Genomic DNA, 23,669 nt, shown 5'->3' on the forward strand with positions numbered 1-23,669 from the left:
GAACCGCTGTGTTTTTGCTTGCCTTTTCCGTTACGCTACGCTCCACTCCAAAGGCAAGCAAAAACACTATACCATATCGTTAGTTTATTTTTTTACCAAATTGGGTCACATCTATTTACAACGCAGAATTCTAAATCAAATTTCACAGAAGATCCGTTGAAAAACCACAAGTTCTATGGTATAATACATTTGTATAATTATGTTTGGGTGAAAGCGAGGTTGAACCAATGAATCCAGTTTTAAAATATCGTGGCGGAAAATCTCGTGAAATCCCCCGTTTTCTTCAATACATACCGGATGACTTTAATAGATATATTGAGCCTTTTTTTGGCGGCGGTGCAGTTTATTTTCATCTAGAACCCGAAAATGCTATTATCAACGATGCAAACGAGCGATTGATGACTTTTTATACTCAGTTGCGAGATCAGTATCCTATTATGCGTCAGCAGTTGGATGATATTCAGCGCATATATGAACTTAATCAGGCAGAGTATAAAAGATTAAAATCATTAACACCCGATGAGAGGGTTCCTAATGCAAATGAGGAGCTTTATTATCGTATGAGAGAATTGTTTAATCATCCTGATGATACATATTTAGATGGTGTTTTGTATTTCTTTATCAATAAAACAGCCTATTCAGGAATGATCAGATACAACAATAATGGTGATTATAATGTTCCTTTCGGCAGATATCCGAACCTTAATACTCGACTTGTAACACAACAGCATAGTGAGCTATTACAAGGAGCAGAACTATTCAACCTTGATTATAGTCGTATATTTGATATAGCACAAGAAGATGATTTTATATTTTTGGATCCTCCATATGATTGCGTTTTCAATGACTATGGAAACATTGATATGATGAATGGGTTTGATGAAGCCGAGCATAGACGATTAGCGGCTGATTTTAGGAATCTTCCTTGCAGAGCGTTGATGATTATCGGTAAAACCCCTCTTACTGAAGAATTGTATGGTGATTTCATATTTGATGAGTACTATAAAAGCTATGCGGTAAACATTAGAAATCGTTTCAAGAACGATAAAATGCATATCGTCGTAAAAAATTATTGAGGTGGCAGGTATGGCAAGACTGGACAATAAAGTTTTGTTTTTTACAACTTCACCACGAACTCCAGCAAAGATGATTCCTGAAATTGGATTGCTTTGTGACAAGTTTGAAGGAAAACCGTGGAATAGAATTACACAAGAACAATTTATTGATGAACTTGCGGAAAGCAGTTTTTTCGAAGGGACAGGTTCTCCCTCTGATAAAGCATTTAGTGCACGTGACAGAATAAATCGTGCTCCGAAAGCATTAGGTTTTGTTGACTTGAAACCGAATATTGCACTAACCGATGCTGGTCGTGCTTTAATATCAGGGAAAAGACCACAAGAGATTTTTCTGCGTCAACTGCTTAAATTTCAGTTGCCTTCACCTTATCACACTGAGAACGCAAGAATTAGCGGCACATTTTTTGTGCGTCCATATTTGGAAGTATTGCGATTAATATATGATCTTGAATACTTGACCTTTGACGAGTTAAAAATTTTTGCTGTTCAAATCACAGACTATCACAAGTACGAAGAAGTTAAAGATAAAATCTTGAGTTTCAGAAAAGATAAAGAATTACATCGTGGACAGTACAAACAGTTTGTAAATGATGTATGGGCAAACGCTGTCTTAGAAATTCATAATGACAGAATTGCCGAAGGTAGAACACGGACAAGAGAAACAAGAGATGCCAGCATAAATACCTTTGTGAAAACTCAAAAAGGTAATATGCGTGATTATGCTGATGCTTGTTTTAGATATTTGAGATTTACCGGACTTGTTTCCATTGCACACAAGAGCAGGACAATTTCTATTTTCGATGACAAAAAGCGAGATATTGAATTTATCCTTGCTAATGTTAATCGCAATCCTGTTTTTGTGGATGATGAGAATAGTTACAAAGCACATTTATTTGATGCTAACACTCCTGAATTATATACTGATAATGTTGAAAACATTATAGATGTTATTCTTCGTATGAGCGAACTCACAAGACGTGATTTGGCAAACTACGATATTGAAGCATTAAAAGATTTGCGAGATAACATTGTTGCTCAGCACAAAGAGAATGTTATTCACGAACAAGTTGCTGAAATTAAGTCATATGCGCTATATTCAGAAATCATCGATACATTTAATGAAATTGTTTCGGATGAATACTATGATGCTCCGCTTATGTTTGAATATAATACTTGGCGAGCAATGACTATGCTTGATGGTGGTAATATCAAAGGAAACTTCAAATTCGATGATGTCGGTCAACCTCTATCTACCGCTTCTGGAAATATGCCTGATATAGAGTGCGATTATGAGGATTTCTCTTTGGCTGTAGAAGTTACATTGCAGTCCGGACAGCGACAGTATGAAGCCGAAGGAGAACCCGTCGCACGTCATTATGGTCAGTTGAAGAAAAAATCAGGGAAAGATACTTACTGCCTATTTATTGCGCCGACAATTAACGCAGCAACATTAGCTCACTTCTACGGATTGAACCATTTGTCCATTGCTCTTTATGGTGGAAAATCAAAGATAATACCACTCGAATTAGACCAGTTTATGAAACTTGTTGAGAATTCCTACAGTTATAAAACCCAACCTACTCCAACTGATATTCATCATTTTCTTGATTGTGCTTTGAAATTATGTGAGAAAGCAGTTGACGAGAATAATTGGCGTTGTGGTATACAAGCGTGTGTTGATATGTGGTTGGCATCATAAAATCGGCGAAATTTTATTGCGTTTATATTTTGCTCAACCAGATAGTTTTCCCTTAAATTTGAAAAATTTTCAAAACCCGTCGTTTTTTGCGACGGGTTTTGTCTTGTTTAGATATCCCAATCTGTATTATAGAATTACTAAAGAATGCAAGCAAGCGTGTTTTCGTTAGAAAATTGCTTGAACGAATATAAAGTCATTCGTAAAACCCACTGACTTCTTTGCACGGAGTATCCGTGAAAGTGTCATAGTGGGTTACACACTTTGAAAAGGCGTGTAACAACAAAAAACGACATAGCCAAAGACTACACCTTATAACGAAATCAATTATTCAGTTTATATACAAGAGCCACCTTGGGGCGCCTTCCTTACGGAAGGTGTCCCAAATGTGAGCCGTTATTTTGTTGTGTTTAGGCATAAAAAAATCTCCCTGCAAAGGGAGAGAGATTATAAAGATATTAAAATTTAAATATAGTAAGAAGCGCTATTTTCCCTCGTCCTCGTATACAATAATATCCTCCACACGACATTTCAAGATTCTGCACAAATCGTCAAGTTTCATTGTGCTGATACCCTGATTTTTTCGTAAGCGATCAATGGTTGCACTGCTTATATTGTATTTATGGATTAAGGTATATGTGCTTTCGTTGCTTTTCTTAAGCGTTTCCCAAAAGGGCGTGTACTTTATCATTTTACCACCAATATAAACTTAATCTAACTTTTTATGCTTGACAATAGTCAATATTATGACTATAATCTAAATAGAAGGATTATTATTGGGACTAATTTTACAATATTAGCAAAACTGTTTTGAGACGGAATTGTTTTTTATAGGTTTTATTTTTGCTGATTTTTATACTTATATTATAAAAATATGAGGAGGGAAATTTTATGAAAATTATGGTAAAAAAGCTTACTTCTGTCATCTTGGTGTTTGTAATGATTCTTGGAGTGTTTGTATTTGTTCCTTTTTCTGCAAGTGCAGTAACCAAACATACGCAAAGCGAAGCTGTCGCTTGGGCAAAATCAAAAATAGGTAAGTATTTAGATTATGATAAAGAGTATGGAGCGCAGTGCGTAGATTTGATAGCATACTATTATAATTATTTGGGAACTACTACCCCCGGCGGCAATGCATGTGATTACACTAAAAATAAATTACCTTCAGGCTGGAAGAGGATAAAAAATTACAGTGGATTTAAACCTCAACCCGGCGATATTGTAGTATGGGACTCATATGCAAAACCTGATCAATACTCATCAACAGGTATATATGGGCATATTGGAATAGTTACATCGGGTAATTCCTCAAAATTTAACACTATAGAACAAAATATTTCCGGTTCACCATGTAAGGCGTGTTCCGGAAGACTAACTTCAAATGCTACTTGTTTTATAAGACCTGATTTTGTTGTATTGTATAATTTGGCATATAATGCCAACGGAGGAACAGGAAGTATGGCGTCAAAGACAATTGCCTATGGCGCAACCTTTACTCCATCTAAAAATACTTTTACGAAGAATGGATATTATTTTTCAGGATACAATGTTTGCAGAAAATCAGACAGTAAATGGTATGTTAGCGGAATAGGCTGGCAAACACAGCAAAACATAACTGTTAACGGATATACAAAAGCGGTATACAATAATGGCAAGAATTATGTTTTTAATTCAGGGTGGACTAATGGAGGTAAAGCAGGAGATACATTTACCTTTTATCCTGTTTGGAAACCAAATAACTCTATATTGTATTTCTACCCCAATTACAGCGGGTGCAACTATATTATGGGCGGTAGTCTGGATAGCAACTATTCAAAATATATTTACAGTCGAGATACGAGTATTTATAATATTTCGGTTGACAATTCTCAAAAATTAAATAATCTAAGGAGCCTAAAAATTGTAGCTAAGTCGGCAGGTTCCAGCGGACACGATATGCAAATTCGTACCAGCACTAATGCAGGACGTTCCGAAGGCAGTAACGGAGCATATACAGCTGTTGGCGATAACAGAAAATTCACTTTAACATTTTGGGCAAAGGGGACTGTCAATGGTGCTAAGATGTATTTCAGATGGGGTTATACTCCTACCTATAAATATGTTGTGCTAACTAATGAATGGAAAAAATATACTGTTGATATGACTAAGAATATATATTCAGGAATTTCCATTCACCCATATATAGATACGGCAGGAACCTTCTGGATTAATAACCTTACACTTTGTGACGGTTCTAACGGAACAAACAATTTCAGGTATGAAGACGGATATAATATAACAAATCAAACCTATAAACACGGAGAAACATATAGCAAGCTTCCTATTCCAACAAGAGATGGATATACTTTCCTAGGATGGTATACTCAAAATGAGGGTGGTACAAAGATTACGACTTCTACAAAGGTCGATGACTTCAATAGAAATGTATACGCCCACTGGGAAAAGAATATAAACAATAATATTTTAAAAACTGTTTATGATGATAACAAGAAGTATGAACTTTATGATGATTCGGTAACCTGGGAAAAAGCAAAAGAACTCTGTGAGGAAAAAGGTGGTCACCTTGTTACTATAAACAATCAGCACGAAAATGATCTGGTTTGTAATATGATTAGCGATAGAAATTGCAATGTTTGGATAGGTGCCAGTTATAATGAAAACACCTCTGAATGGGAATGGGTAAACGGAGAAAACTTTGATTATACAAATTGGTCATACGATGAACCGAGCTCTGAAAATGGAAGTCTTGAAAAGTATGTTCAAATGTATTCGTTTAACTTGGGGTTGAAAGATACTTTAGGAAAATGGAATGATGTTAATATAAATAATAATGCTGATTCCATATATAGTGTCTGCAATTCTTGCTACATATGTGAATATGATTATCTTTCCGGCGATATAAACTGTGACGGCAAGGTAAACCTGCTTGATGCAGTGTATGCTCAAAAGGTAGCGCTGCAAATATTCGAGGTTGACGAGCAGGGCACAGCTAATGCCGATATGAACGGTGACGGAAATATAACTGTTTTTGACGCACTGTCAATTCAGAAGCTTGCGCTGTAAGCTTAATAAAAATATATAAAACACAGCCGCCGCAGAAAACTAAGCTCTGCGGCGGCTTTTGTATACATTAACTATCCTCTTCGTTTTCAATAAGTCGCATTGCAATTACGGTTATATCGTCATCATAGCCGTCAGTTCTGCGTAAGCGAGCTTCGGCTACAACGCTCTTTGCGAAGTCCTGAGCAGATTCCTTGTCCCAGTTCTCAATCATACCCTCAAGCCAGGTATCACCTGTTGCGACTGCTCCGTCCGAGAGCATTACCACACGGTCGTCGGGATTGAGGTTAAGACGTTCATGCGAAAATTTAATATCCGTCAGAATTCCGGCAGGCAGTGAGGTGGAGTTGTACCTCAGCGCCTTGCCGTTCTTTTTTACAAAGGTCAGCGGTGCGCCTGCCTTTAAAAGCTCGCAGTCACCTGTGAAAAGGTCGATTGACGCTATGTCGAGAGTTGCAAGCGACTCATCGCCTGACTTAACCATTAAAGCCGAATTCACAACGCTTAAGGCGCAGTCATAGCCAAGTCCTGCCTTAATAAGCTTGCTCATAATGCTTTCCGCCATGCTTCCGTCAACGGCGGCTCGTCCTCCTGTGCCCATACCGTCGCTTATTACTGCTACAAGCCGCCCTAACCCGTCGCTGAAATAGTTGAAGCTGTCGCCACATAGTGTGCCGTCGTTGCTTATGTGCTGGCAGCTGCCGATTTCAACGTCATAGCTTGCTCTTTCGCTCATCTGTATTTTGCAGCGGTTTGGAGCAAGGCTTATGCAGGGAGCGTCAAAATGTCTGCCGCACGCCCTTGAAACAGCCTTTGAGAGTACAGCGTTTTTTACGTTGCTGCTGTGAAAATCTACCGTTTCAATCTCAACCGCCATTCTGCCGAATCGGTCTATACGGCAGCTTACGTCTATGGGAGCTATGCCCTCCTCCTTTAGCGCACAGCTCACACGCTCACTGCAGGCTGAATCGAAGCGTTCAAAGCTTTTAAACTCCTCCGCCATCTCGCCAAGTATCTCAGAAAGTCCGGAAAATTGTCCTGCTACAACTGCACGAACCTCGCCGACTCTGCGCTCTGCCGACAGATATGCAAGGTAAGCCTCGTAATTCTTGTTTATGCTCTGTGCCATCTCACGTGACTTGCAGCACTTTTTTGCAAAGCGAACAGAGAAATCCTTTTCGCTTATTTTGCCGTTTTTCTTAAGGGCAGGAGTAAGACTTTGAAAATCGCTTAGAGTGGTCTGCTTTTGCTTCTCCCAGCAGAATACACGCAGTCCGCAGTTGCTGCATATTTCCTCGGCAGAGTTCGAGTAAACACGTGACGGGTCGGCGGAGAAGAGCTTTTTCATCTTCTCGGCAACGGTGTCAACTGCGGAGGAAACGTCACACAGAGCCTGTGCTGCAAAATCGAGCCGCATTATTACACTGCGGCGAAGTCCCTCACTGTGGGTTTTATCTGTCGGAGGTGCGAACACTGCGGAAAGGGTGTTGCCCAAATCTCTCGGAAGAAGAAGGAAAATCGCACCTGCTATTGCGGTTTCGTAAATTGTGCCGAGTACAACCGTCATATCGCCCGACTGGAAAGCCATAACCGTACTGCACACAAAGAATGCAAGCAGACATCCGATTTTCCCCGTAGGAGCAAACAATCCGGCTAACAGTCCTCCAAAGGCATATGCTCCGCCTAAAAAGCTCAGCGAGCTATCGGACAAGCTGAATACAACGCCGGTTGACACGCCGGAAATACAGCCGCCTGCAACTGCTCCGTATTTGGCGCAAATCAGCACAGCGCTGACGGCGATAATCCGACCGATTGAAATGCCCGCAAGCTGAAGCGAGGAACAGGATAAAAGCAGTATGCACAAGGTCATAACTATGCAGGCTATCTCCTGTTGGTTTAGGTTTGCAAGTCCACGAGTGCCAAAGGAAAGCTTTATGGTTCTGCTGAAAAAATAGGCGGCAACAGCGGCAAGAGCGGCCTCAATTATACACATAAATACAAGCTTAAGCTGAAAATCGCCGACTGCGGCAAGCACAAGCCCTGTTGCAAGCATAGGCACAAAAGCGACAGCAGGAGCATACAGCCGCATAGAGTTCACCCTTGTAAGGTCGCTGAACGTCCAACGGATTGCACCGATTGCAAGCACCGTTGCAACATAGCGGAAGCTTCCGCTTGGGGTCATAATTATGTAGCCGAATATCGTTCCGCTTGTAACGGATATTAAATATCCGGACGGAACAGCCGCAACCAAAGAACCGCCAAAGGGCGCATAACTGCCGAACACTGCGCCCGCCGAAACGATAAAACCGGATATGAAGTACGCTATCTGTGTTATTACGGCACGAACATTCTTGCTTTTTGTCTTTGCTCTGATAAAATCGCCTGCTGTGGCTGTCCTTTGAATTTTCATTTTTCTTCCTCCGTTTTCAAATTCCTCCCGATTATACCACATTAATTCAGCGGATTTTGTCAAAGCGTAGTATATCGTAAAAAAATGCAGAAATGAAAAATGGCAAACGAGAATAAAAGAGTATAAGAGAGTATAACGGAGAAATAAGGAGATAGCTACTGCGAGCGTTAATTTTTTTTTAAAAAAGTGTTGACTTGAACTTTTTGTTGTGCTATTATCTATCTTGCGACTAAATGAAAACTACGCTATATCGGGCTTTCCCGAAGAAGAATTAAGTCAGGAGGAAAAAGCATGTCTACATTTATGGAAAAAAAGCAGAATGTTGAGCGCAAGTGGTATGTTATTGATGCCGCCGGCAAGCCGCTTGGCCGTGTTGCAGCTCAGGCAGCTGTATTGCTCAGAGGCAAGCACAAGCCAACATTCACACCGCACGTTGACTGCGGCGATCACGTTATCATCATCAACTGCGCAGACGCAGTATTGACAGGCAAAAAGCTCAGCCAGAAGTATTACTACCGTCACACAGGTTATATCGGTCACCTCAAGGCTACAAGATATGACACATTGATGGCAGCTAACCCGACAAAGGCAATGGAGCTTGCCGTTAAGGGCATGGTTCCGTCTAACACAATCGGCAGAGCAGCAATGCTCAGACTTAAGCTTTATGCAGGCGCACAGCACAAGCATGAGGCTCAGAAGCCGGAAGAGTGGACAAAATAAGGAAGGAGGCATTTTAAATGTACGAATCAGCACCGTTCTTTTACGGAACAGGAAGAAGAAAAAGCTCAGTAGCCAGAGTAAGACTTTACAAGGGCACAGGCAAAATTACAATTAACGACAGAGATATTGACGATTATTTCGGCCTTGAAACACTTAAGCTTATCGTTCGTCAGCCTCTTGCCTTAACAAAGACAACAGAGCAGTTCGATATTGTTTGCAGAGTTGCAGGCGGCGGCGTTACAGGTCAGGCTGGCGCAATTCGTCACGGCATTTCAAGAGCATTGCTTCAGTATGACAGCGAGGCTCTTCGCCCGGCTCTTAAGAAAGCAGGCTTCTTAACCCGTGACCCGAGAATGAAAGAACGTAAGAAATACGGTCTTAAGGCAGCTCGTCGTGCACCACAGTTCTCAAAGAGATAATCATATATTGCTTATCAGGAAAGTCCTTGGTTTCAAGGGCTTTCTTTTTTTGAAAAAAAGGCGGTTGAGTTTTTTTGCGCTCAACCGTCTTTTGATGTTTTTATGGTTCAATATTTTGTGGTTTAAATCACAGCTTGGTAATCTTAGTGTAATTCTGCATAATCTTCTTTGTGCCTACTGAATCGAAGGCTATCTCAAGCAGGCTGTCGTTGCCCATTGGGGTGGAGGTTAAAACCGTACCCTCGCCAAAGGCAGGGTGCTTAAGCCTGTCGCCGGGTTTAAAGCTTTGTCCTGCTCCGCTTGGCGCTGCCTTTTTCGGAATATTCGGCTTTGGAAATGCGTAAGGCTTCTTGTTGCCAAAGCCGACAAAGCCGCCTGTGAATGTGCCCTGCCCAATTCCAACGCTTCCTCCTGCGCCGCCAAATGAGGACGGAAAGCTTGGAACGCTTGTGGTGTACTCTAAAAGCTCGTTCGGGATTTCATCAAGAAAACGTGACGGGCGGTTGCGCTGAGTTGAGCCGAACAACATTCTCTCTTTTGCGTTCACAAGATAAAGCGCCTGTTTTGCCCTTGTTATTCCAACATAGGCAAGGCGGCGTTCCTCCTGCATTTCCTCCTCGCTCATAATTGATTGCATACCGGGGAAGATGCCGTCCTCCATTCCCGGGATAAATACAACAGGGAATTCAAGACCCTTTGCGGCGTGCATTGTCATAAGTACAACGCAGTCTGCATTCTGGTCATAATTGTCAACATCTGTAAACAGTGATATTTCCTCTAAAAATCCGCTGAGGGTTGCATCCTCCGGGTTGTCCTCCTCGTATTTTACAATGCTGGACAAAAGCTCGTCTATGTTTTCTATTCGTTCTGCGTGGTCCTCTTTCTCTGTTTTTAGCCAGCTTATGTAGTTAGTTTTTTCCAGAACAGAATGGTAGATTTCCTCCAAATCGCTGTTTTCGTCGTGGGCTGTTTCTATAAGCGGCTCCATAAGGGCGCAGAATTCCTTAAGCTTTGCACTTGCTCTCTTTAGCGGTGCGTATTCATCGCAGTTCTTTATAACCTCGTAAATGCTTGAACCGATAACTCCTGCAATTTCAGCGGCATGATTGATTGTGGTGTCGCCGATTCCTCGCTTAGGCTTGTTTATGATTCTCCTCAGCCTTACATCGTCGGAGGGGTTGTTGATAAAGCTTAAGTAAGAGGTGATGTCCTTTATTTCCTCTCTGTCATAGAAGCGGTGACCACCGATTAAGCGATATGGAATGGCGTTGCGGCTGAGGCTCTGCTCAACTGAGTTTGACTGTGCTTTCATACGGTAGAGTATCGCAAAGTCGGAGAATTTTCTACCCTTTCCGACAAGCTCAGAAATTGTCTGCGCAATATAGTTGCCCTCATCACGCTCATTTTGCGCCTTGTGCTGTATAATTTTCTCGCCGCCTTTGTTTGCTGTCCACAGGGTCTTGCCCTTTCTCTCTTTGTTGTTCTTGATTACGTTGTTAGCCGCATCAAGAATAACCTGCGTTGAGCGGTAGTTCTGTTCAAGGCGAATAACCTCGGCGTCGGGATAGGAGTCCTCAAAGCTAAGAATATTCTCAATGGTAGCACCCCTGAACTTGTAAATACTTTGGTCATCATCGCCTACAACGCAGATGTTTTTGTGTGCGTCTGCAAGCATACTTACAAATTTGTATTGAACGGTGCTTGTATCCTGATATTCGTCAACCATTATGTATTTGAACCTGTTTTGATAGTAGGCAAGCACGTCGGGAGCTTCCACAAACAGCTTTACTGTGTTGAAAAGCAAATCATCAAAGTCCATAGCGTCGGCAGATTTGAGTTTCTTTTCATAAAGCTCGTAAATTTTTGCAACCGTCATTTCAAGGTTGTCGTTGCCTGCACGCTTTATATATTCATCGGGGGTTATCATTTTGTCCTTTGCTCTTGATATTTTATTTAGAGCAGTTCGATGCGGCAAGATTTTTTCGTCAATATTCAGTGATTTCAAACATTCCTTTACAATCCTGCGCTGGTCGTCTGTGTCATACACAGTAAAATTGCGTGAGTAACCTATTTTGTCGCCATAAACTCTGAGCATACGGGCACAGGTTGAATGGAAGGTTGCCGCCCATATGTCGTTTCCTCCCTCAGGAATTTTTGCGCAAATTCTATCCTTAAGTTCGCCTGCCGCCTTGTTTGTGAAGGTGATTGCAAGAATCTGCCACGGCTGAGGCGCACTTACTGCTAAACGGCGTGCAAGAGCGTCGCTTGGAGCCTGCTTTGTATCGGCGCATTGCTTTATTTCCGCTATTTCGTCCTCTGTGAGGTCATAGGGTATAAAGTCGCTGTTGTAGGCTGTGCCGTATTTTATAAGGCTTGCAATGCGGTTTACAAGTACGGTTGTTTTTCCGCTTCCTGCGCCTGCAAGGATAAGCACAGGACCCTTAGCCTTGAATATCGCCTTTTTCTGCATATCGTTCATATTGGAAACTTCGTTTTCCATTATTTGCTGTCTGTATCGTAAAAGCTCTTCCTTTGAAAATGTCATTTTTACACCTCGAAAATTGAAATTTAATCGTAGCTTATATTTTACATTAAATCGCCCTATGTTTAAAGCCGTTTAAGGAAAAATGAGTTGGTTAATATTGTACAAGTTGTATAATAATACAAAACGTGTAATTTGTAAAAATAAGGTCCGCCCAATCGAGCAGACCTTGGATTCAGTTGTATATTTTATTACTCTTTGCTATCTGACTTTGCTTCGTCTGTATCCGCCGTTGTTCCTTCTTTTGATGCTCCGCCAAGTTCTGCCTGCTCAAGGCTTTGCTTTAGCATCTGCTGCTTTGTTTCATCGTCCGGGTTGTCGGATTGATCCATATTGTTGTAGCTTAGGAAGTAGCTGCGGTAGCCGCTGTCGGTTTTTTCACTTGTTATAAACGCAAGCACAGTGCGCTCCATCGGCTCGCCGTTATTAAGCACAGCGTTTATCTTAAGTGTTGCGGCATCACCCTCGTCATAGCTTGAAATATCGTAGGAAATAACCTCAAGGGTGTTTACCTGCTCGTTGCCTTCCTTTGTTATCTCTTTTTTGAGTATGTCGGGAATAACGTTTTTGATTAGCTTTTCTGTAGCCTCGTCTTGTGTTTTTCCGTCGGCGTAGTATTCACCGTTAAGACCGGGGTATTTTTGTGATACGGTCTGACTTGGGGTGATTTTTGAATTGTTCAAATCGTCAGTGTAGCTGTTGCTGCATCCAAAAAGTGTTAGCGCAGCTATAACAGCCGCAGTCAATATTATAAATTTTTTCATTCCGTTTGCCTTTCAATAGAATTATTTGATGAATTTTTCGACTATAAATCTCGGCCGTTGTTTTGTTTCAAGATAGATTTTTCCAAGGTACTCGCCGATTATGCCTATCGCAAGCAGCTGTAACCCTCCGAGTGCCCATATCGAAACAATAAGGCTTGTCCAACCGAGTGTGGTATTCCCTGTGAAGTGTGAAATCAGAGAGTAGATAAGCATTATTATACTTATTATGAACACAGTTGCGCCAAGCACCGTTATAAAGCGAATTGGCTTTATGCTAAGCGAGGTAACTCCCTCCCACGCAAGAGCAAGCATCTTCTTTAGCGGATATTTGCTCTCGCCTGCAAGACGTTCCTTGCGTTCGTATTCAACTGTGTCTGATTTAAAGCCTATCATTGGCACAACGCCTCTTAAAAAGAGGTTAACCTCGCCGAAGCCCTCAAATTCGTTGAGCGCACGCTTGCTCATAAGCCTGTAATCTGCGTGGTTGAATACAACCTCTGCGCCTAATAGCTTGAGTATTTTGTAAAAGCCTTCAGCTGTAAAGCGCTTGAAAAAAGAGTCGGTTGTACGCTTGCTTCTGACGCCGTAAACAATGTCACAGCCGTTTTCGTATTTTTCGAGCATCTCGTCAAAAGCGTCAATATCGTCCTGCAAATCGGCGTCTATCGAGATTACGGCGTCGGCGTACTCCTTAGCAACCATCAGTCCGCCATAAAGAGCGTTCTGGTGACCTCTGTTGCGTGACATCTTAAGTCCGATAACAAGGCTGTGTTCGCTGTGAAGCTTCTCTATAATCGCCCACGTTTTGTCCTTTGAGCCGTCGTCGATATACATTATTCTGCTGTCTTCGGATATTTTTCCACTGTCAATAAGCGTTTGCATTTTATTTAACAGCTTATGGGTTGTATCCTCTAAAATTTCCTGCTCGTTGTAGCAGGGTATTGCAAGATATAGTGTTGTCAAGCCTGTTCCACCTTTATTTAAGAGGTATGTTGTTATTTATATTCTACCTTACGCTGTTGTTTTTATCAAGTAAATTTGCGCTGAAATCGGCGATAATGCGAAATTATTATTTTAAGCGGCGCTATATTACAGGATTTTACATAAATTTTATTTTTGCTAAAACTATTACACAAAAAGTATAAATAAACAAGGTGATGTTGTTTTAGTTTTCACAAACACAATATATAGAAAAATCAACTATGGTTGAATTGTGAAAAATATGTAAAAATAGTATAATAAGGCTGGTGGTAGGTATATATATTAATATGTAAGGAATTTTAAATGTACAGGCTTATGTAATTTACATTGTGGGGATTTAATCTGGAGGAATTATGGCAACCAGCAGCCGAATAAGCGAAAAAGACTGCTATTCGCTTGTTTACTCGGACAGTACGGAAACTAAATACAGTGATACCACAGACTTTGGTATAAGCTTTTACGATGACAGCGGACAGCCTGTTGTTGTTGACGGCGTGTCCGAAAGTCTGGAGTTTGCTTTGCAAATTATAGCTTTTCTAAATGAAAACGAGGTGGCCCCCGAACATTTTTATCAGGTGCTTGAGGAAATTTTATGCGGCTGGATACACATTAATGAGTCGTAACAGAAAAGAAAATATCCGTTACAAAGGTAACAAATTGAAAACCGTTTTTACTATATAAAGGGTGAATCCGGCAGGATTTTGCAACGAAATAACAATATGTAGCTGTACTAAATTAAAAAACAAAATACTGAATGTATAAAGCACGGAAAAAATTACGTTTTTGTAACTAAAAGGTTAAAATTAAAAAAAAGTCGATTTTATGCGGAAAAACTGAAGAAACGGGGTGCAAAACTATCTTATAAGATTAAACTTACAGTTTAAAAAGCAACAAATATTAGAAAAAATTTTATGCAAAATGCTTTATTTTTCGATTTTACTTGAATTCAATAAAGAAATGTGTTACACTGTAACCAAATTGTTACAGTTTTTCTTTTTTGTTCGCTTTTTGGACATTTTTGTATGTTCCTAAGTCGTTGTATTGAAAGAAAAAATAAGTTGAGAATTAAGATGCTTTATTTGTAATACGGATTTCAGGAGGTTATAAAGCGATGCAGAATTCACTTCAGAAAACAGGCAAGGCTGTGATTTCACTGCTTTTGGCGGTGGCAATTATTTTTTCAGTCTTTGCGGTTGGTACTATTTCAGCTTTTGCAGCTACAAGCACAGGTGTAGGGCTCAGCGCTTACTGCCTTAACGCTTATTATGAGCAGTGGGATTATGTTTGGGGCGGAACAACTCCGGGTGCAGTTGACTGTTCGGGACTCATTTACTCCTATAACGGAGTAGGCGGCATAAGAACAGACATGCTCGCTTCTTCAAGTGAATGGGGTTATGTTTCAAGCGGTATTCCGAGAATTCACGGTCTTGGTCTTCATATGCCGGGTCACGTTGGCGTTTATGTTGGCAACGGACTTGCTGTTGACGCAAGAAGCTCTTACTACGATATGTGCTACGGCTCAGTAAGCCAGCTTCGCTGGGTTGAGTGGTTTAAGATTTACGGCGTAAGCTACCCGACAACAGGCTGGGTACTTTACAATGGCGACAGCTACTATTATGAGAACGGTCAGTACGTTGTAAACACATCAAGAACTCTTGACGGTGTTAAGTACACCTTTGGTTCAGACGGTGTTTCAAATATTGCTCCTCCGTCAAGCGCTTACAGCCAGACTGATTACAGCACCTCTTCAAATGGTTCTTCCGGCAGCAACACAAGCAAGCCGTCAAAGAATGACGGAATATTGAGAGTCGGCTCCGAAGGCGCTGAGGTTAAGAAGCTTCAGAACGCTCTTATATCAGCAGGATACTACAATGAAGATGTAACAGGCTACTTCGGTCAGTATACAGAATCATGCGTAAAGCAGTTCCAGAAGGATATGGGTCTTCTTGTTGACGGTGAGGTTGGTCCTTACACATGGGCAGCTCTCGAAAGTTACGAAGCTCCGACAGAGAAGAAGACAGAAGCCCCGACAGAAAAGAAAACAGAGCCGCCAACAGCGGCTTCTACATACGAGCAGGTTACTGAAGAAGTAACAGACTTTGACGCATCGGCAGAGGCTGAGCCTGAAACAGAGAAAGCAACAGACGCTCATACAGAGAATGAAACAGCAGCTTCGACAGAAAAGCCAACAGAGGCTCCGACACCTGCTCCGACAGAACCGCCGAAGGTTGACAAGCTTGCAATGGGCGGCGAAGGCACAAAGGTTTCTCAGCTTCAGTCAAGACTTGCTGAGTTAAGATATTACTTTGGCGACATCGACGGTGTATTTGATGACGAAACCTACAATGCAATGCAGGCATACTTCGCAGCTTCAGAGCTTAAGCCTGTTGAAGAAATGACAGATGAACAGTTTGCTGTTCTTCTTTCTGACGCAGCAGTTAAGTCACCGGAGTATATGAACCTTCAGCTTGGCTACACAGGCACAGACGTAACAGCACTTCAGAAGCTTCTTATTGAAGCCGGTTATATGAACGGCGAGGCTTCAGGCATATTTGACGAAAAAACACAGGATGCAGTAAAGCTTGCTCAGGCAAACTTTGCACTTGAGGTTGACGGTATTGCTGATAATGAGTTTATCTCAGCTTTAGAGGCTCAGATTGACTCTGTTAAGGAGACAGAGCCGGAAACAGAAACTCAGACTGAGGATGCGACACAGGAGCCTACACAAGAGTCTACTCAGGAGCCGACAGGTTCTAAGGAAGGCGATACAACAGTAACTGCTCCGACAAGCTCAGGCAACTCTTCAAAGACAACAAACGTTTCTTCAAATACCCAAACACAGGGCAAGGGTACAGCTAAAACAGGTTCAGCTACAACCTTCATTTGGATTTCAGCAATCCTGTTCTTCATCTCGATTCTTTCACTTGCAGTGTTCACAACTCAGGGAACAAAGAAAGGTCAGATTAATCGTTACCGCAAATGATAACAAAAAAATTAGCAGTCGCTGAAAAGCGACTGCTTTTGTTATATATGAGGATAAAACCTTAACCCAAGGAGGCTGACGGACGCAAGTGTTTATATAGTCTTTTGTCGGTTTATCTTTTCTCTGATTTCTCTTCTGAAATTCTGTTCAGTGTGTCTTTAATAAAATCATTGTTGCCTGTAAGCAGTGCTATAACGGCACTGTAAATTATATCGGGTTTTTCAAGAAAATGCTCTTTTATAACCTTTGCTTGCTCACGGTCTGCAACACTTAAGGCAATTGATAGCAAATCGCCGTCCTCACCGCCGAGAATTTTACACTCAACCTTTAGTCCGTTTTCGCTCGGAGTTACGTTTACGGCATTTTCACGCTCACGTTTTTCTCTTTCAAACAGATTAAGAGCTGTTTCAACGGCTCTGTCACGAACAGACGGCGGAAGGCTTTCTTTTAATTCTGCCGCAATTCGCTTGCCGGTGCTTGTCAGTACACAGAAATTGTCCTCTGCTTTTACGTTTCCCTTTGCGATAAGGTCGCTCAAGCAGTCTGAAACCTCAAAATAATTTACAAGCTGAGAGCTTATAAGAGCCTGCTCAAGGCTTGTACGTGTAAGCTTGACGCCTGTTTTGTCAAGCACATAGCATACGAGAATTTTAATATCCTGTTTGCTTCTTAGTCCGCCCGGGCGGATTCCTGCGTCAAGTGCGTCATTCTGCATAATATCACTTCCAATTGGTTATGGTTATAATAAGCCTCTGTTTACTGTATGATTATTATATCACAGCGGCAGATATATGGCAATGCGGAAGGCTCTTAAGATATATTTATAGATTGGCGGCAAGGCTAAAACCATTGTTAAACTATTGTAATAATTATTTCAGTTGTTTTAAAACTGTTGCAAAAAAATATGTTTTGTTGTATTCTTATCTCAAGCGAAGGGAGGTATGACAATGGAGGCTTATATGCCGTTTGTGTGGATTGGTCTTGCACTGCTTGCATTGCTTGTTGAAGCCGGTACATCACAGATGATTTCTATCTGGTTTTCACTCGGTGCGCTTGGGGGAGCAATATGCTGTATTTTTACAGACAACATAGTTATACAGGTTTTTGTTTTTATTATCGTTACAACGCTTTCTCTTGTGCTTACACGACCGATAGTGAAAAAGTTCAAGCTGAAAAACAGCGAGGTCAAGACTAATATCGACAGAGTTATCGGTTGTGAAGCAATGCTTACAAAGCCCATTACTAAGGAGAGCCCCGGCGAGATCAAGGTGCTTGGTGACTATTGGATGGCTGTAAGCAGTGATGGCAGTGAAATTAAAAGTGGCACAAAAGTCAGAGTGCTTGAAATAAAAAGCACAAAGCTTGTTGTTGAAGAAGTTTATTCGCTTGCAAAATAAAAATTACAAAAATTAGAGAGGTAGGGTTTATTTATGCCGATTTCTGCACTTATTATCATAGCAGTAATTGCTATTATTATTCTTTTGGTGATTGTGTCAAACATCAAGGTTGTATCACAGTCAAATGCGTTTGTTATAGAAAGACTCGGTGCGTATTCGTCAACGTGGGGTCAGGGTCTTCACGTTAAAATTCCAATTATCGACAAAATTGCAAAAAAGGTTTCTCTTAAGGAGCAGGTTGTGGACTTTCCGCCTCAGCCGGTTATCACTAAGGATAACGTAACTATGCAGATTGATACTGTTGTGTATTTCCAGATAACCGACCCGAAGCTTTATGCATACGGTGTTGTTGACCCGATTTTCGCTATTGAGAATCTCACAGCAACAACTCTGCGTAACATCATAGGCGACTTGGAGCTTGACCACACTCTTACTTCTCGTGATGATATCAACGAGAGGATAAGAATTATCCTTGACGAGGCTACTGACGCCTGGGGAATCAAGGTTAAGAGAGTGGAGCTTAAGAACATTCTTCCGCCAAGAGAGATTCAGGAAGCAATGGAGAAGCAGATGAAGGCTGAGCGTGAAAGACGTGCGAAGATTCTTGACGCCGAGGGTGAAAAGAAAAGCGCAATCCTCATTGCCGAGGGACGTAAGGAGAGTGCAATTCTTGAGGCTGACGCTATCAAGGAGGCTAAAATCCGTGAGGCTCAGGGTGAGGCAGAGGCTATTTTGTCTGTTCAGAAGGCATACGCTGATTCACTCAAAATGTTAAACGAGGCTAATCCGAGCGACGCTGTAATCGCTCTTAAGGGACTTGAATCGTTCCAGAAGGCGGCAGACGGCAGAGCAACAAAGATTATTATTCCGTCAGAAATTCAGTCGCTTGCAGGTCTTGCAACCTCATTTAAAGAGATTATCAAGAACGACGAGCCAAAGGTTAAGCAATAATAAGTGCTATTATTATAAAAATTGTCTCAAAATTCCTGCAGGGTCTTGAATTTATCCCCCAAATGAAATACAATATAGAGAGAAATTGTTTTTGGGGGTGTGTGCCGTGGCGCTTTATTCGTCTTGCTTCGACTTATGCTTTGCGTTTACGGGCACATTGCGTAAAATCATAAAATCAAAAAACTCTTTGCAAAATTAAGACTGCGTACAACCGCAGTCTTTTTTGCGTTTTAATTTGAAAGGATTGATTAATGTGGCAGATGTAAAAAAGGTTGCCGTAATTATGGGCAGCGACAGCGACTTTCCGGTTGTTTCAGCCGGAATAAAAACCCTTAAGGATTTTGGCGTTCCGTTTGAGGTTCATATTATGTCGGCACACAGAACTCCGCTTCTTGCGGCTGATTTTGCAAAAAACGCTAAGGACAACGGCTTTGGTGTGATTATTGCAGCGGCCGGTATGGCGGCACATCTTGCAGGCGTTTTGGCGGCTCATACAACGCTGCCGGTTATCGGTATTCCGATTAAGTCAACCTTCGACGGTTTAGACGCACTTCTTGCAACCGTGCAGATGCCAAGCGGAATTCCCGTTGCAACTGTTGCAGTAGGCGGAGCAACAAACGCCGCACTGCTTGCAATTCAGATGCTTGCTCTGTCAAATGAAGAACTTGCTAAAAAGCTTGATGATAAAAAAGCCGATATGGTGGCGGGCGTTTTGAAGAAAGACGAGGCTATCCAAAGCAAGGTGGCTGAACTGTGATAAAGCAAGAACATTTTTGCATTACCGACTCTCCGCAGGATGAATGTGGCGTGTTTGGAATTTATGCAAGAGATGATGATATTGACTGTGTGCTTGAAACGTACAAGGCACTTTTTGCGCTTCAGCACAGAGGACAGGAGAGCGCCGGCATAGTAATAAACAAAGGCGGCGAAATGAAATGCTTAAAGCACGTTGGTACAGTGGCGGAGGGCTTTTCAGCAGAGGAGCTTGACGAGCTGCCGCAGGGCAATATCGCCGTTGGCCACGTTTGTTACAGCCCTGAGCAGATAATAACGCCCGAATCGACCCAGCCTCTGCTTATGAGGTATATTAAAGGCTCGCTTGCTTTGGCACATAACGGTGCGCTGACAAATGTTGCTCAGCTTCGCAAAATGCTTGAGCAGGGCGGCGCAATATTCCAGGCAGGCTCAAATGCGGAGCTTATTGCATATGTAATAGCAAGCCTGCGCCTTAACTACGGCACTATTGAGGAAACTGTTGTTAATGCGATGAAAGAGCTTGAGGGTGCGTATTCGCTTGTTCTAACCTCGCCGAGTATTCTTATCGGCGTGCGTGACCCCAACGGCTTCAGACCGCTTTGCATAGGCAAAAAGGGCAGCAGCTATATGCTTGCATCCGAGTCCTGCGCCTTTGACAGCCTTGGTGCTGAGTTTATACGTGATGTAGAGCCGGGCGAGGTTGTTGTGATAGACCAAAACGGCATACGAAGCCGTAAAGACAACTGTATGGGCAAAGGCTCAATGTGTTTGTTTGAGTATGTTTATATCGCAAGACCAGACAGCGTTATAGACGGCGTGTCAGTTTATATGGCAAGGCAGGAGGCAGGCAGAATTCTTGCAAGGGAGCATCCTGTTGAGGCTGATATGGTTTGCGGCGTGCCGGACAGCGGCTTATCGGCGGCTCTTGGTTATTCAATTGAGTCAGGTATTCCGTATGGAATTGCTTTGATAAAGAATAAATACATAGGCAGAACCTTTGCAAAGCGTAAGGTTTCAGAGAGAGAAAACGTCCTTAAAATGAGGCTCAATGTGCTTAAGGCTGCTGTCGAGGGCAAGAGGATAATTATTATAGATGACTCGATAGTTCACGGCACAACCTGCAAATATATTGTAAAGCTTTTGAAAAGCGCAGGAGCAAAGGAGGTTCATCTGAGAATTTCCTCACCGCCGTTTTTGAATCCGTGTTATTACGGTATTGCAATAAGCGACAAAAAGTACCTTGTTTCCAACAATATGTCAAAGCAAGAGCTTTGCGAAAAAATCGGTGCAGATTCGCTTGGCTATCTGAGCGTTGAGGGCGTTCGCAGCATTGCAAAGGAAGCAAAGGTCGGCTTGTGCGACGCCTGCTTCTCAGGCAATTATCCGGCGGCAGTCCCAAGCGAGATTTACGAGGATAAGTTCTTGCATAAGATTGACAAAAGTAGATAAATAGATGTAACACAAAATCAGATTAACATAAAAGGAGATTTACTATGAAGAGTTTCAGCGAAAGCTACAAGGCGGCAGGCGTTGACGTAACTGCAGGTTACAGAGCCGTAGAGCTTATGAAGGAGCACGTTGCAAAAACTAAAACAGACGGCGTTGTTTCAGGAATTGGCGGCTTTGGCGGTTTGTTTGCGCCAAACCTAACCGGAATGAAAGAGCCTGTTTTGGTATCAGGCACAGACGGTGTAGGTACAAAGCTCAAGCTTGCGTTCCTGCTTAACAAGCACGACACTATCGGAATTGACTGTGTTGCTATGTGCGTAAATGATGTAGTTTGCTGCGGTGCGGCTCCGCTTTTCTTCCTTGACTATCTTGCAGTAGGCAAGAACTACCCCGAAAAGGTTGCCGAGATTGTTTCAGGCGTAGCAGAGGGCTGTGTTCAGTCCGGCAGTGCGCTTATTGGCGGTGAAACAGCTGAGATGCCGGGGTTCTATCCGGAAAACGAGTATGACCTCGCCGGTTTCTCGGTTGGTATTGTTGATAAGGAAAAAATTGTTGACGGCAGTAAACTTGCCGCAGGCGACGTTTTGGTCGGTATTGCGTCAAGCGGTGTTCACTCAAACGGCTTCTCGCTTGTTAGAAAGGTATTCGGCATTAATTCAAAGGCAATTCTTGACACCTATGAGGAGCTTGATAAGCCGCTTGGCGAAACACTCATAACGCCTACAAGAATCTATGTTAAGCCTATGCTTGAGCTTATGAGCAAGGTTGACGTAAAGGCTGTTTCACATATTACAGGCGGCGGTTTCTATGAAAACATTCCGAGAATGTTAAAGCCGGGTATGTGCGCAAAGATTGAGAAGCAGGCTGTTCCTGTTCTTCCTATATTTAACGTAATTCAGCGTGTTGGCGGCATTTCTGAGAGAGATATGTTCAACACCTTCAATATGGGCGTTGGTATGATTGCCGCTGTTGCAAAGGAGGACGCTGACAGAGCTGTTGAAATCCTCAATGCATCAGGTGAAAAGGCAACAATCCTCGGCGAGGTTGCAACAGGTGACGAGGGAGTTGTCATTTTATAAGGAGGTGCTCTCTTGAAGAATATAGTCGTATTGGTGTCGGGCGGCGGAACAAATCTGCAGGCTTTAATTGACGCCGAAAAAAGAGGAGAGATTGCGCACGGCAAGATAACCTGTGTTGTTTCAAGCAACGATAAAGCCTATGCTCTTGAGCGAGCAAGGCAAAACGGCATTGGCACAAGGGTTATAAAGAGAAAGGAATACACCTCTCAGGCTGAATACGATAATGCACTTGTTACGCTTTTAAACGAAGAAAAAGCCGACTTAATTGTGCTTGCAGGCTTTATGACAATACTTGGCGACGGCGTTATCAAGGCTTTTGAGAACAGAATTATAAATATTCACCCGTCCTTGATTCCTGCGTTTTGCGGCGAGGGCTTTTATGGACTTCACGTTCATGAAAGGGCTCTTGAAAGGGGCATTAAGCTAACGGGAGCTACTGCACATTTTGTAAATGAAATATGTGACGGCGGCCCGATAATAATGCAAAAGGCGGTTGAAATACAAAATGGCGACACACCCGAAATTCTGCAAAAAAGAGTTATGGAGCAGGCGGAGTGGAAAATTCTGCCGAGGTCGGTTGCGCTGTTTTGTCAGGATAAACTAAGAGTTGAAAACGGTAAGGTAATAATATCTGATTAATATTGAAGGGAGATTTTGCAGTAATGGAAAAGATTAATATTGAAAAAGAGCTTCAGCAAAATGCATACCCCGGCAGAGGTATTCTCGTTGGTAAAAGCGCAGACGGCAAAAACGCAGTTATCGCTTACTTTATAATGGGCAGAAGCGAGAACAGCCGCAACCGTGTATTTGTTGAGGACGGCAACGGAATCCGCACACAGGCTTTTGACGAGAGCAAGCTTTCCGACCCATCGCTTATAATTTATGCTCCTGTTCGTGTTCTCGGCAACAAGACTATTGTTACAAACGGCGACCAGACAGACACAATCTATGAGCTTATGAACAACCAGCTCACCTTTGAACAGTCGCTCAGAACAAGAGAGTTTGAGCCGGACGCTCCGAACTACACTCCGAGAATCAGCAGTGTTGTAAAGACGGGCGAGGGCGATTTTAACTATGCAATTTCAATTCTTAAAAGCGCAAACGGCAACCCTGATTCCTGCCAGAGATACACCTTCTCTTACACAAATCCGATAAACGGCGAGGGCAGATTTATCCATACATACAAGTGCGACGGCAATCCTTTGCCAAGCTTTGAGGGTGAGCCAAAGCTTGTTGAACTTGGAGAGGACAGTATTGACGCTTTTGCAGACAAGCTGTGGAATTCTCTTAATGAGGATAACAAGGTTTCTCTGTTTGTAAGATACATTAACCTTGAAACCCTTGAAGCAACAAGCAGAATTATAAACAAAAATAAGTGATTGAGCA

At 42.3% G+C, this 23,669-nt stretch carries 20 protein-coding genes; 14 read left to right on the forward strand and 6 right to left on the reverse strand.

Going from position 1 to position 23,669, the window contains the following annotated elements; translation table 11 throughout:
* The first annotated feature begins 227 nt into the window (after window positions 1-227).
* Together GMA13_RS06740 and GMA13_RS06745 are read left to right on the forward strand one after the other, a co-directional pair.
* A complete protein-coding gene (locus tag GMA13_RS06740) occupies window positions 228-1,076 on the forward strand; it encodes a Dam family site-specific DNA-(adenine-N6)-methyltransferase (protein WP_255883339.1) in 849 nt (282 codons plus the stop codon).
* A gap of 10 nt (window positions 1,077-1,086) precedes the next feature.
* The gene (locus tag GMA13_RS06745) at window positions 1,087-2,775 is read left to right on the forward strand and encodes an AlwI family type II restriction endonuclease (RefSeq protein ID WP_255883340.1); all 1,689 of its coding nucleotides are present in this window, start codon (window positions 1,087-1,089) and stop codon (window positions 2,773-2,775) included.
* A gap of 481 nt (window positions 2,776-3,256) precedes the next feature.
* Here GMA13_RS06745 and GMA13_RS06750 read toward each other — a convergent pair whose 3' ends face one another.
* The gene (locus GMA13_RS06750) at window positions 3,257-3,463 is read right to left on the reverse strand and encodes a helix-turn-helix transcriptional regulator (RefSeq protein WP_255883341.1); all 207 of its coding nucleotides are present in this window, start codon (window positions 3,461-3,463) and stop codon (window positions 3,257-3,259) included.
* Window positions 3,464-3,663: 200 nt separating this feature from the next.
* Here GMA13_RS06750 and GMA13_RS06755 point away from each other — a divergent pair, with 200 nt between their 5' ends.
* Complete coding sequence (locus tag GMA13_RS06755) at window positions 3,664-5,835, forward strand: lectin-like protein (protein ID WP_255883342.1); 2,172 nt, start codon at window positions 3,664-3,666, stop codon at window positions 5,833-5,835.
* Window positions 5,836-5,902: 67 nt separating this feature from the next.
* Here GMA13_RS06755 and GMA13_RS06760 read toward each other — a convergent pair whose 3' ends face one another.
* Window positions 5,903-8,242, reverse strand: coding sequence for a SpoIIE family protein phosphatase (locus GMA13_RS06760; protein ID WP_255883343.1), 2,340 nt, complete (start codon window positions 8,240-8,242; stop codon window positions 5,903-5,905).
* Between the two features lie 291 nt (window positions 8,243-8,533).
* Between GMA13_RS06760 and rplM the strand changes: the two genes are divergently transcribed.
* On the forward strand, window positions 8,534-8,962 hold the full coding sequence (gene rplM, locus GMA13_RS06765) for a 50S ribosomal protein L13 (RefSeq protein ID WP_255883344.1): 429 nt from the start codon (window positions 8,534-8,536) through the stop codon (window positions 8,960-8,962).
* 17 nt (window positions 8,963-8,979) lie between these two features.
* The gene (gene rpsI / locus GMA13_RS06770) at window positions 8,980-9,381 is read left to right on the forward strand and encodes a 30S ribosomal protein S9 (protein WP_255883345.1); all 402 of its coding nucleotides are present in this window, start codon (window positions 8,980-8,982) and stop codon (window positions 9,379-9,381) included.
* A gap of 127 nt (window positions 9,382-9,508) precedes the next feature.
* Here rpsI and GMA13_RS06775 read toward each other — a convergent pair whose 3' ends face one another.
* The 3 genes from GMA13_RS06775 to GMA13_RS06785 form a co-directional block, all read right to left on the reverse strand.
* On the reverse strand, window positions 9,509-11,926 hold the full coding sequence (locus GMA13_RS06775; protein ID WP_255883346.1) for an ATP-dependent helicase: 2,418 nt from the start codon (window positions 11,924-11,926) through the stop codon (window positions 9,509-9,511).
* A 188-nt stretch (window positions 11,927-12,114) separates the two neighbouring features.
* Window positions 12,115-12,687 (reverse strand): hypothetical protein, encoded by a 573-nt coding sequence (locus tag GMA13_RS06780; RefSeq protein ID WP_255883348.1) that lies wholly within the window; start codon window positions 12,685-12,687, stop codon window positions 12,115-12,117.
* A 21-nt stretch (window positions 12,688-12,708) separates the two neighbouring features.
* The gene (locus tag GMA13_RS06785; RefSeq protein ID WP_255883349.1) at window positions 12,709-13,650 is read right to left on the reverse strand and encodes a glycosyltransferase family 2 protein; all 942 of its coding nucleotides are present in this window, start codon (window positions 13,648-13,650) and stop codon (window positions 12,709-12,711) included.
* 371 nt (window positions 13,651-14,021) lie between these two features.
* Between GMA13_RS06785 and GMA13_RS06790 the strand changes: the two genes are divergently transcribed.
* The gene (locus GMA13_RS06790; protein ID WP_255883350.1) at window positions 14,022-14,291 is read left to right on the forward strand and encodes a DUF6514 family protein; all 270 of its coding nucleotides are present in this window, start codon (window positions 14,022-14,024) and stop codon (window positions 14,289-14,291) included.
* A 488-nt stretch (window positions 14,292-14,779) separates the two neighbouring features.
* Complete coding sequence (locus GMA13_RS06795) at window positions 14,780-16,651, forward strand: peptidoglycan-binding protein (protein ID WP_255883351.1); 1,872 nt, start codon at window positions 14,780-14,782, stop codon at window positions 16,649-16,651.
* A gap of 112 nt (window positions 16,652-16,763) precedes the next feature.
* On the opposite strand, the gene GMA13_RS06800 is transcribed toward GMA13_RS06795, so the two are convergent.
* A complete protein-coding gene (locus GMA13_RS06800; protein WP_255883352.1) occupies window positions 16,764-17,366 on the reverse strand; it encodes a DUF4364 family protein in 603 nt (200 codons plus the stop codon).
* A gap of 232 nt (window positions 17,367-17,598) precedes the next feature.
* Here GMA13_RS06800 and GMA13_RS06805 point away from each other — a divergent pair, with 232 nt between their 5' ends.
* From GMA13_RS06805 to GMA13_RS06835, 7 genes are all read left to right on the forward strand, one after another.
* Complete coding sequence (locus GMA13_RS06805; RefSeq protein ID WP_255883353.1) at window positions 17,599-18,048, forward strand: NfeD family protein; 450 nt, start codon at window positions 17,599-17,601, stop codon at window positions 18,046-18,048.
* A 33-nt stretch (window positions 18,049-18,081) separates the two neighbouring features.
* Complete coding sequence (locus tag GMA13_RS06810; RefSeq protein WP_255883354.1) at window positions 18,082-18,999, forward strand: SPFH domain-containing protein; 918 nt, start codon at window positions 18,082-18,084, stop codon at window positions 18,997-18,999.
* A 253-nt stretch (window positions 19,000-19,252) separates the two neighbouring features.
* Window positions 19,253-19,756, forward strand: a complete 504-nt coding sequence (purE, locus tag GMA13_RS06815; protein ID WP_255883356.1) for a 5-(carboxyamino)imidazole ribonucleotide mutase — start codon at window positions 19,253-19,255, stop codon at window positions 19,754-19,756.
* Complete coding sequence (gene purF / locus GMA13_RS06820; RefSeq protein WP_255883357.1) at window positions 19,753-21,204, forward strand: amidophosphoribosyltransferase; 1,452 nt, start codon at window positions 19,753-19,755, stop codon at window positions 21,202-21,204. The genes purE and purF overlap by 4 nt, the downstream gene beginning before the upstream one ends.
* A 44-nt stretch (window positions 21,205-21,248) precedes the next feature.
* A complete protein-coding gene (purM, locus tag GMA13_RS06825; RefSeq protein ID WP_255883358.1) occupies window positions 21,249-22,283 on the forward strand; it encodes a phosphoribosylformylglycinamidine cyclo-ligase in 1,035 nt (344 codons plus the stop codon).
* A 12-nt stretch (window positions 22,284-22,295) separates the two neighbouring features.
* On the forward strand, window positions 22,296-22,922 hold the full coding sequence (purN, locus tag GMA13_RS06830) for a phosphoribosylglycinamide formyltransferase (protein ID WP_255883359.1): 627 nt from the start codon (window positions 22,296-22,298) through the stop codon (window positions 22,920-22,922).
* A gap of 23 nt (window positions 22,923-22,945) precedes the next feature.
* Window positions 22,946-23,662 (forward strand): IMP cyclohydrolase, encoded by a 717-nt coding sequence (locus GMA13_RS06835; protein ID WP_255883360.1) that lies wholly within the window; start codon window positions 22,946-22,948, stop codon window positions 23,660-23,662.
* Window positions 23,663-23,669 lie beyond the last annotated feature (7 nt).

The sequence above is a fragment of the Ruminococcus sp. zg-924 genome (assembly GCF_024433635.1).
GTDB lineage: Bacteria > Bacillota > Clostridia > Oscillospirales > Acutalibacteraceae > UBA7067.

Bases quoted from the DNA above. Each gene is read 5' to 3' on its own strand.
- GMA13_RS06790 (WP_255883350.1), top strand. From the start codon at position 14,022: ATGGCAACCAGCAGCCGAATAAGCGAAAAAGACTGCTATTCGCTTGTT.
- GMA13_RS06745 (WP_255883340.1), top strand. From the start codon at position 1,087: ATGGCAAGACTGGACAATAAAGTTTTGTTTTTTACAACTTCACCACGA.
- GMA13_RS06740 (WP_255883339.1), top strand. From the start codon at position 228: ATGAATCCAGTTTTAAAATATCGTGGCGGAAAATCTCGTGAAATCCCC.
- GMA13_RS06810 (WP_255883354.1), top strand. From the start codon at position 18,082: ATGCCGATTTCTGCACTTATTATCATAGCAGTAATTGCTATTATTATT.
- rplM (WP_255883344.1), top strand. From the start codon at position 8,534: ATGTCTACATTTATGGAAAAAAAGCAGAATGTTGAGCGCAAGTGGTAT.
- GMA13_RS06760 (WP_255883343.1), bottom strand. From the start codon at position 8,242: ATGAAAATTCAAAGGACAGCCACAGCAGGCGATTTTATCAGAGCAAAG.
- GMA13_RS06750 (WP_255883341.1), bottom strand. From the start codon at position 3,463: ATGATAAAGTACACGCCCTTTTGGGAAACGCTTAAGAAAAGCAACGAA.
- rpsI (WP_255883345.1), top strand. From the start codon at position 8,980: ATGTACGAATCAGCACCGTTCTTTTACGGAACAGGAAGAAGAAAAAGC.
- GMA13_RS06805 (WP_255883353.1), top strand. From the start codon at position 17,599: ATGGAGGCTTATATGCCGTTTGTGTGGATTGGTCTTGCACTGCTTGCA.
- GMA13_RS06780 (WP_255883348.1), bottom strand. From the start codon at position 12,687: ATGAAAAAATTTATAATATTGACTGCGGCTGTTATAGCTGCGCTAACA.
- GMA13_RS06755 (WP_255883342.1), top strand. From the start codon at position 3,664: ATGAAAATTATGGTAAAAAAGCTTACTTCTGTCATCTTGGTGTTTGTA.
- GMA13_RS06800 (WP_255883352.1), bottom strand. From the start codon at position 17,366: ATGCAGAATGACGCACTTGACGCAGGAATCCGCCCGGGCGGACTAAGA.
- GMA13_RS06835 (WP_255883360.1), top strand. From the start codon at position 22,946: ATGGAAAAGATTAATATTGAAAAAGAGCTTCAGCAAAATGCATACCCC.
- purM (WP_255883358.1), top strand. From the start codon at position 21,249: ATGAAGAGTTTCAGCGAAAGCTACAAGGCGGCAGGCGTTGACGTAACT.
- GMA13_RS06775 (WP_255883346.1), bottom strand. From the start codon at position 11,926: ATGACATTTTCAAAGGAAGAGCTTTTACGATACAGACAGCAAATAATG.
- GMA13_RS06795 (WP_255883351.1), top strand. From the start codon at position 14,780: ATGCAGAATTCACTTCAGAAAACAGGCAAGGCTGTGATTTCACTGCTT.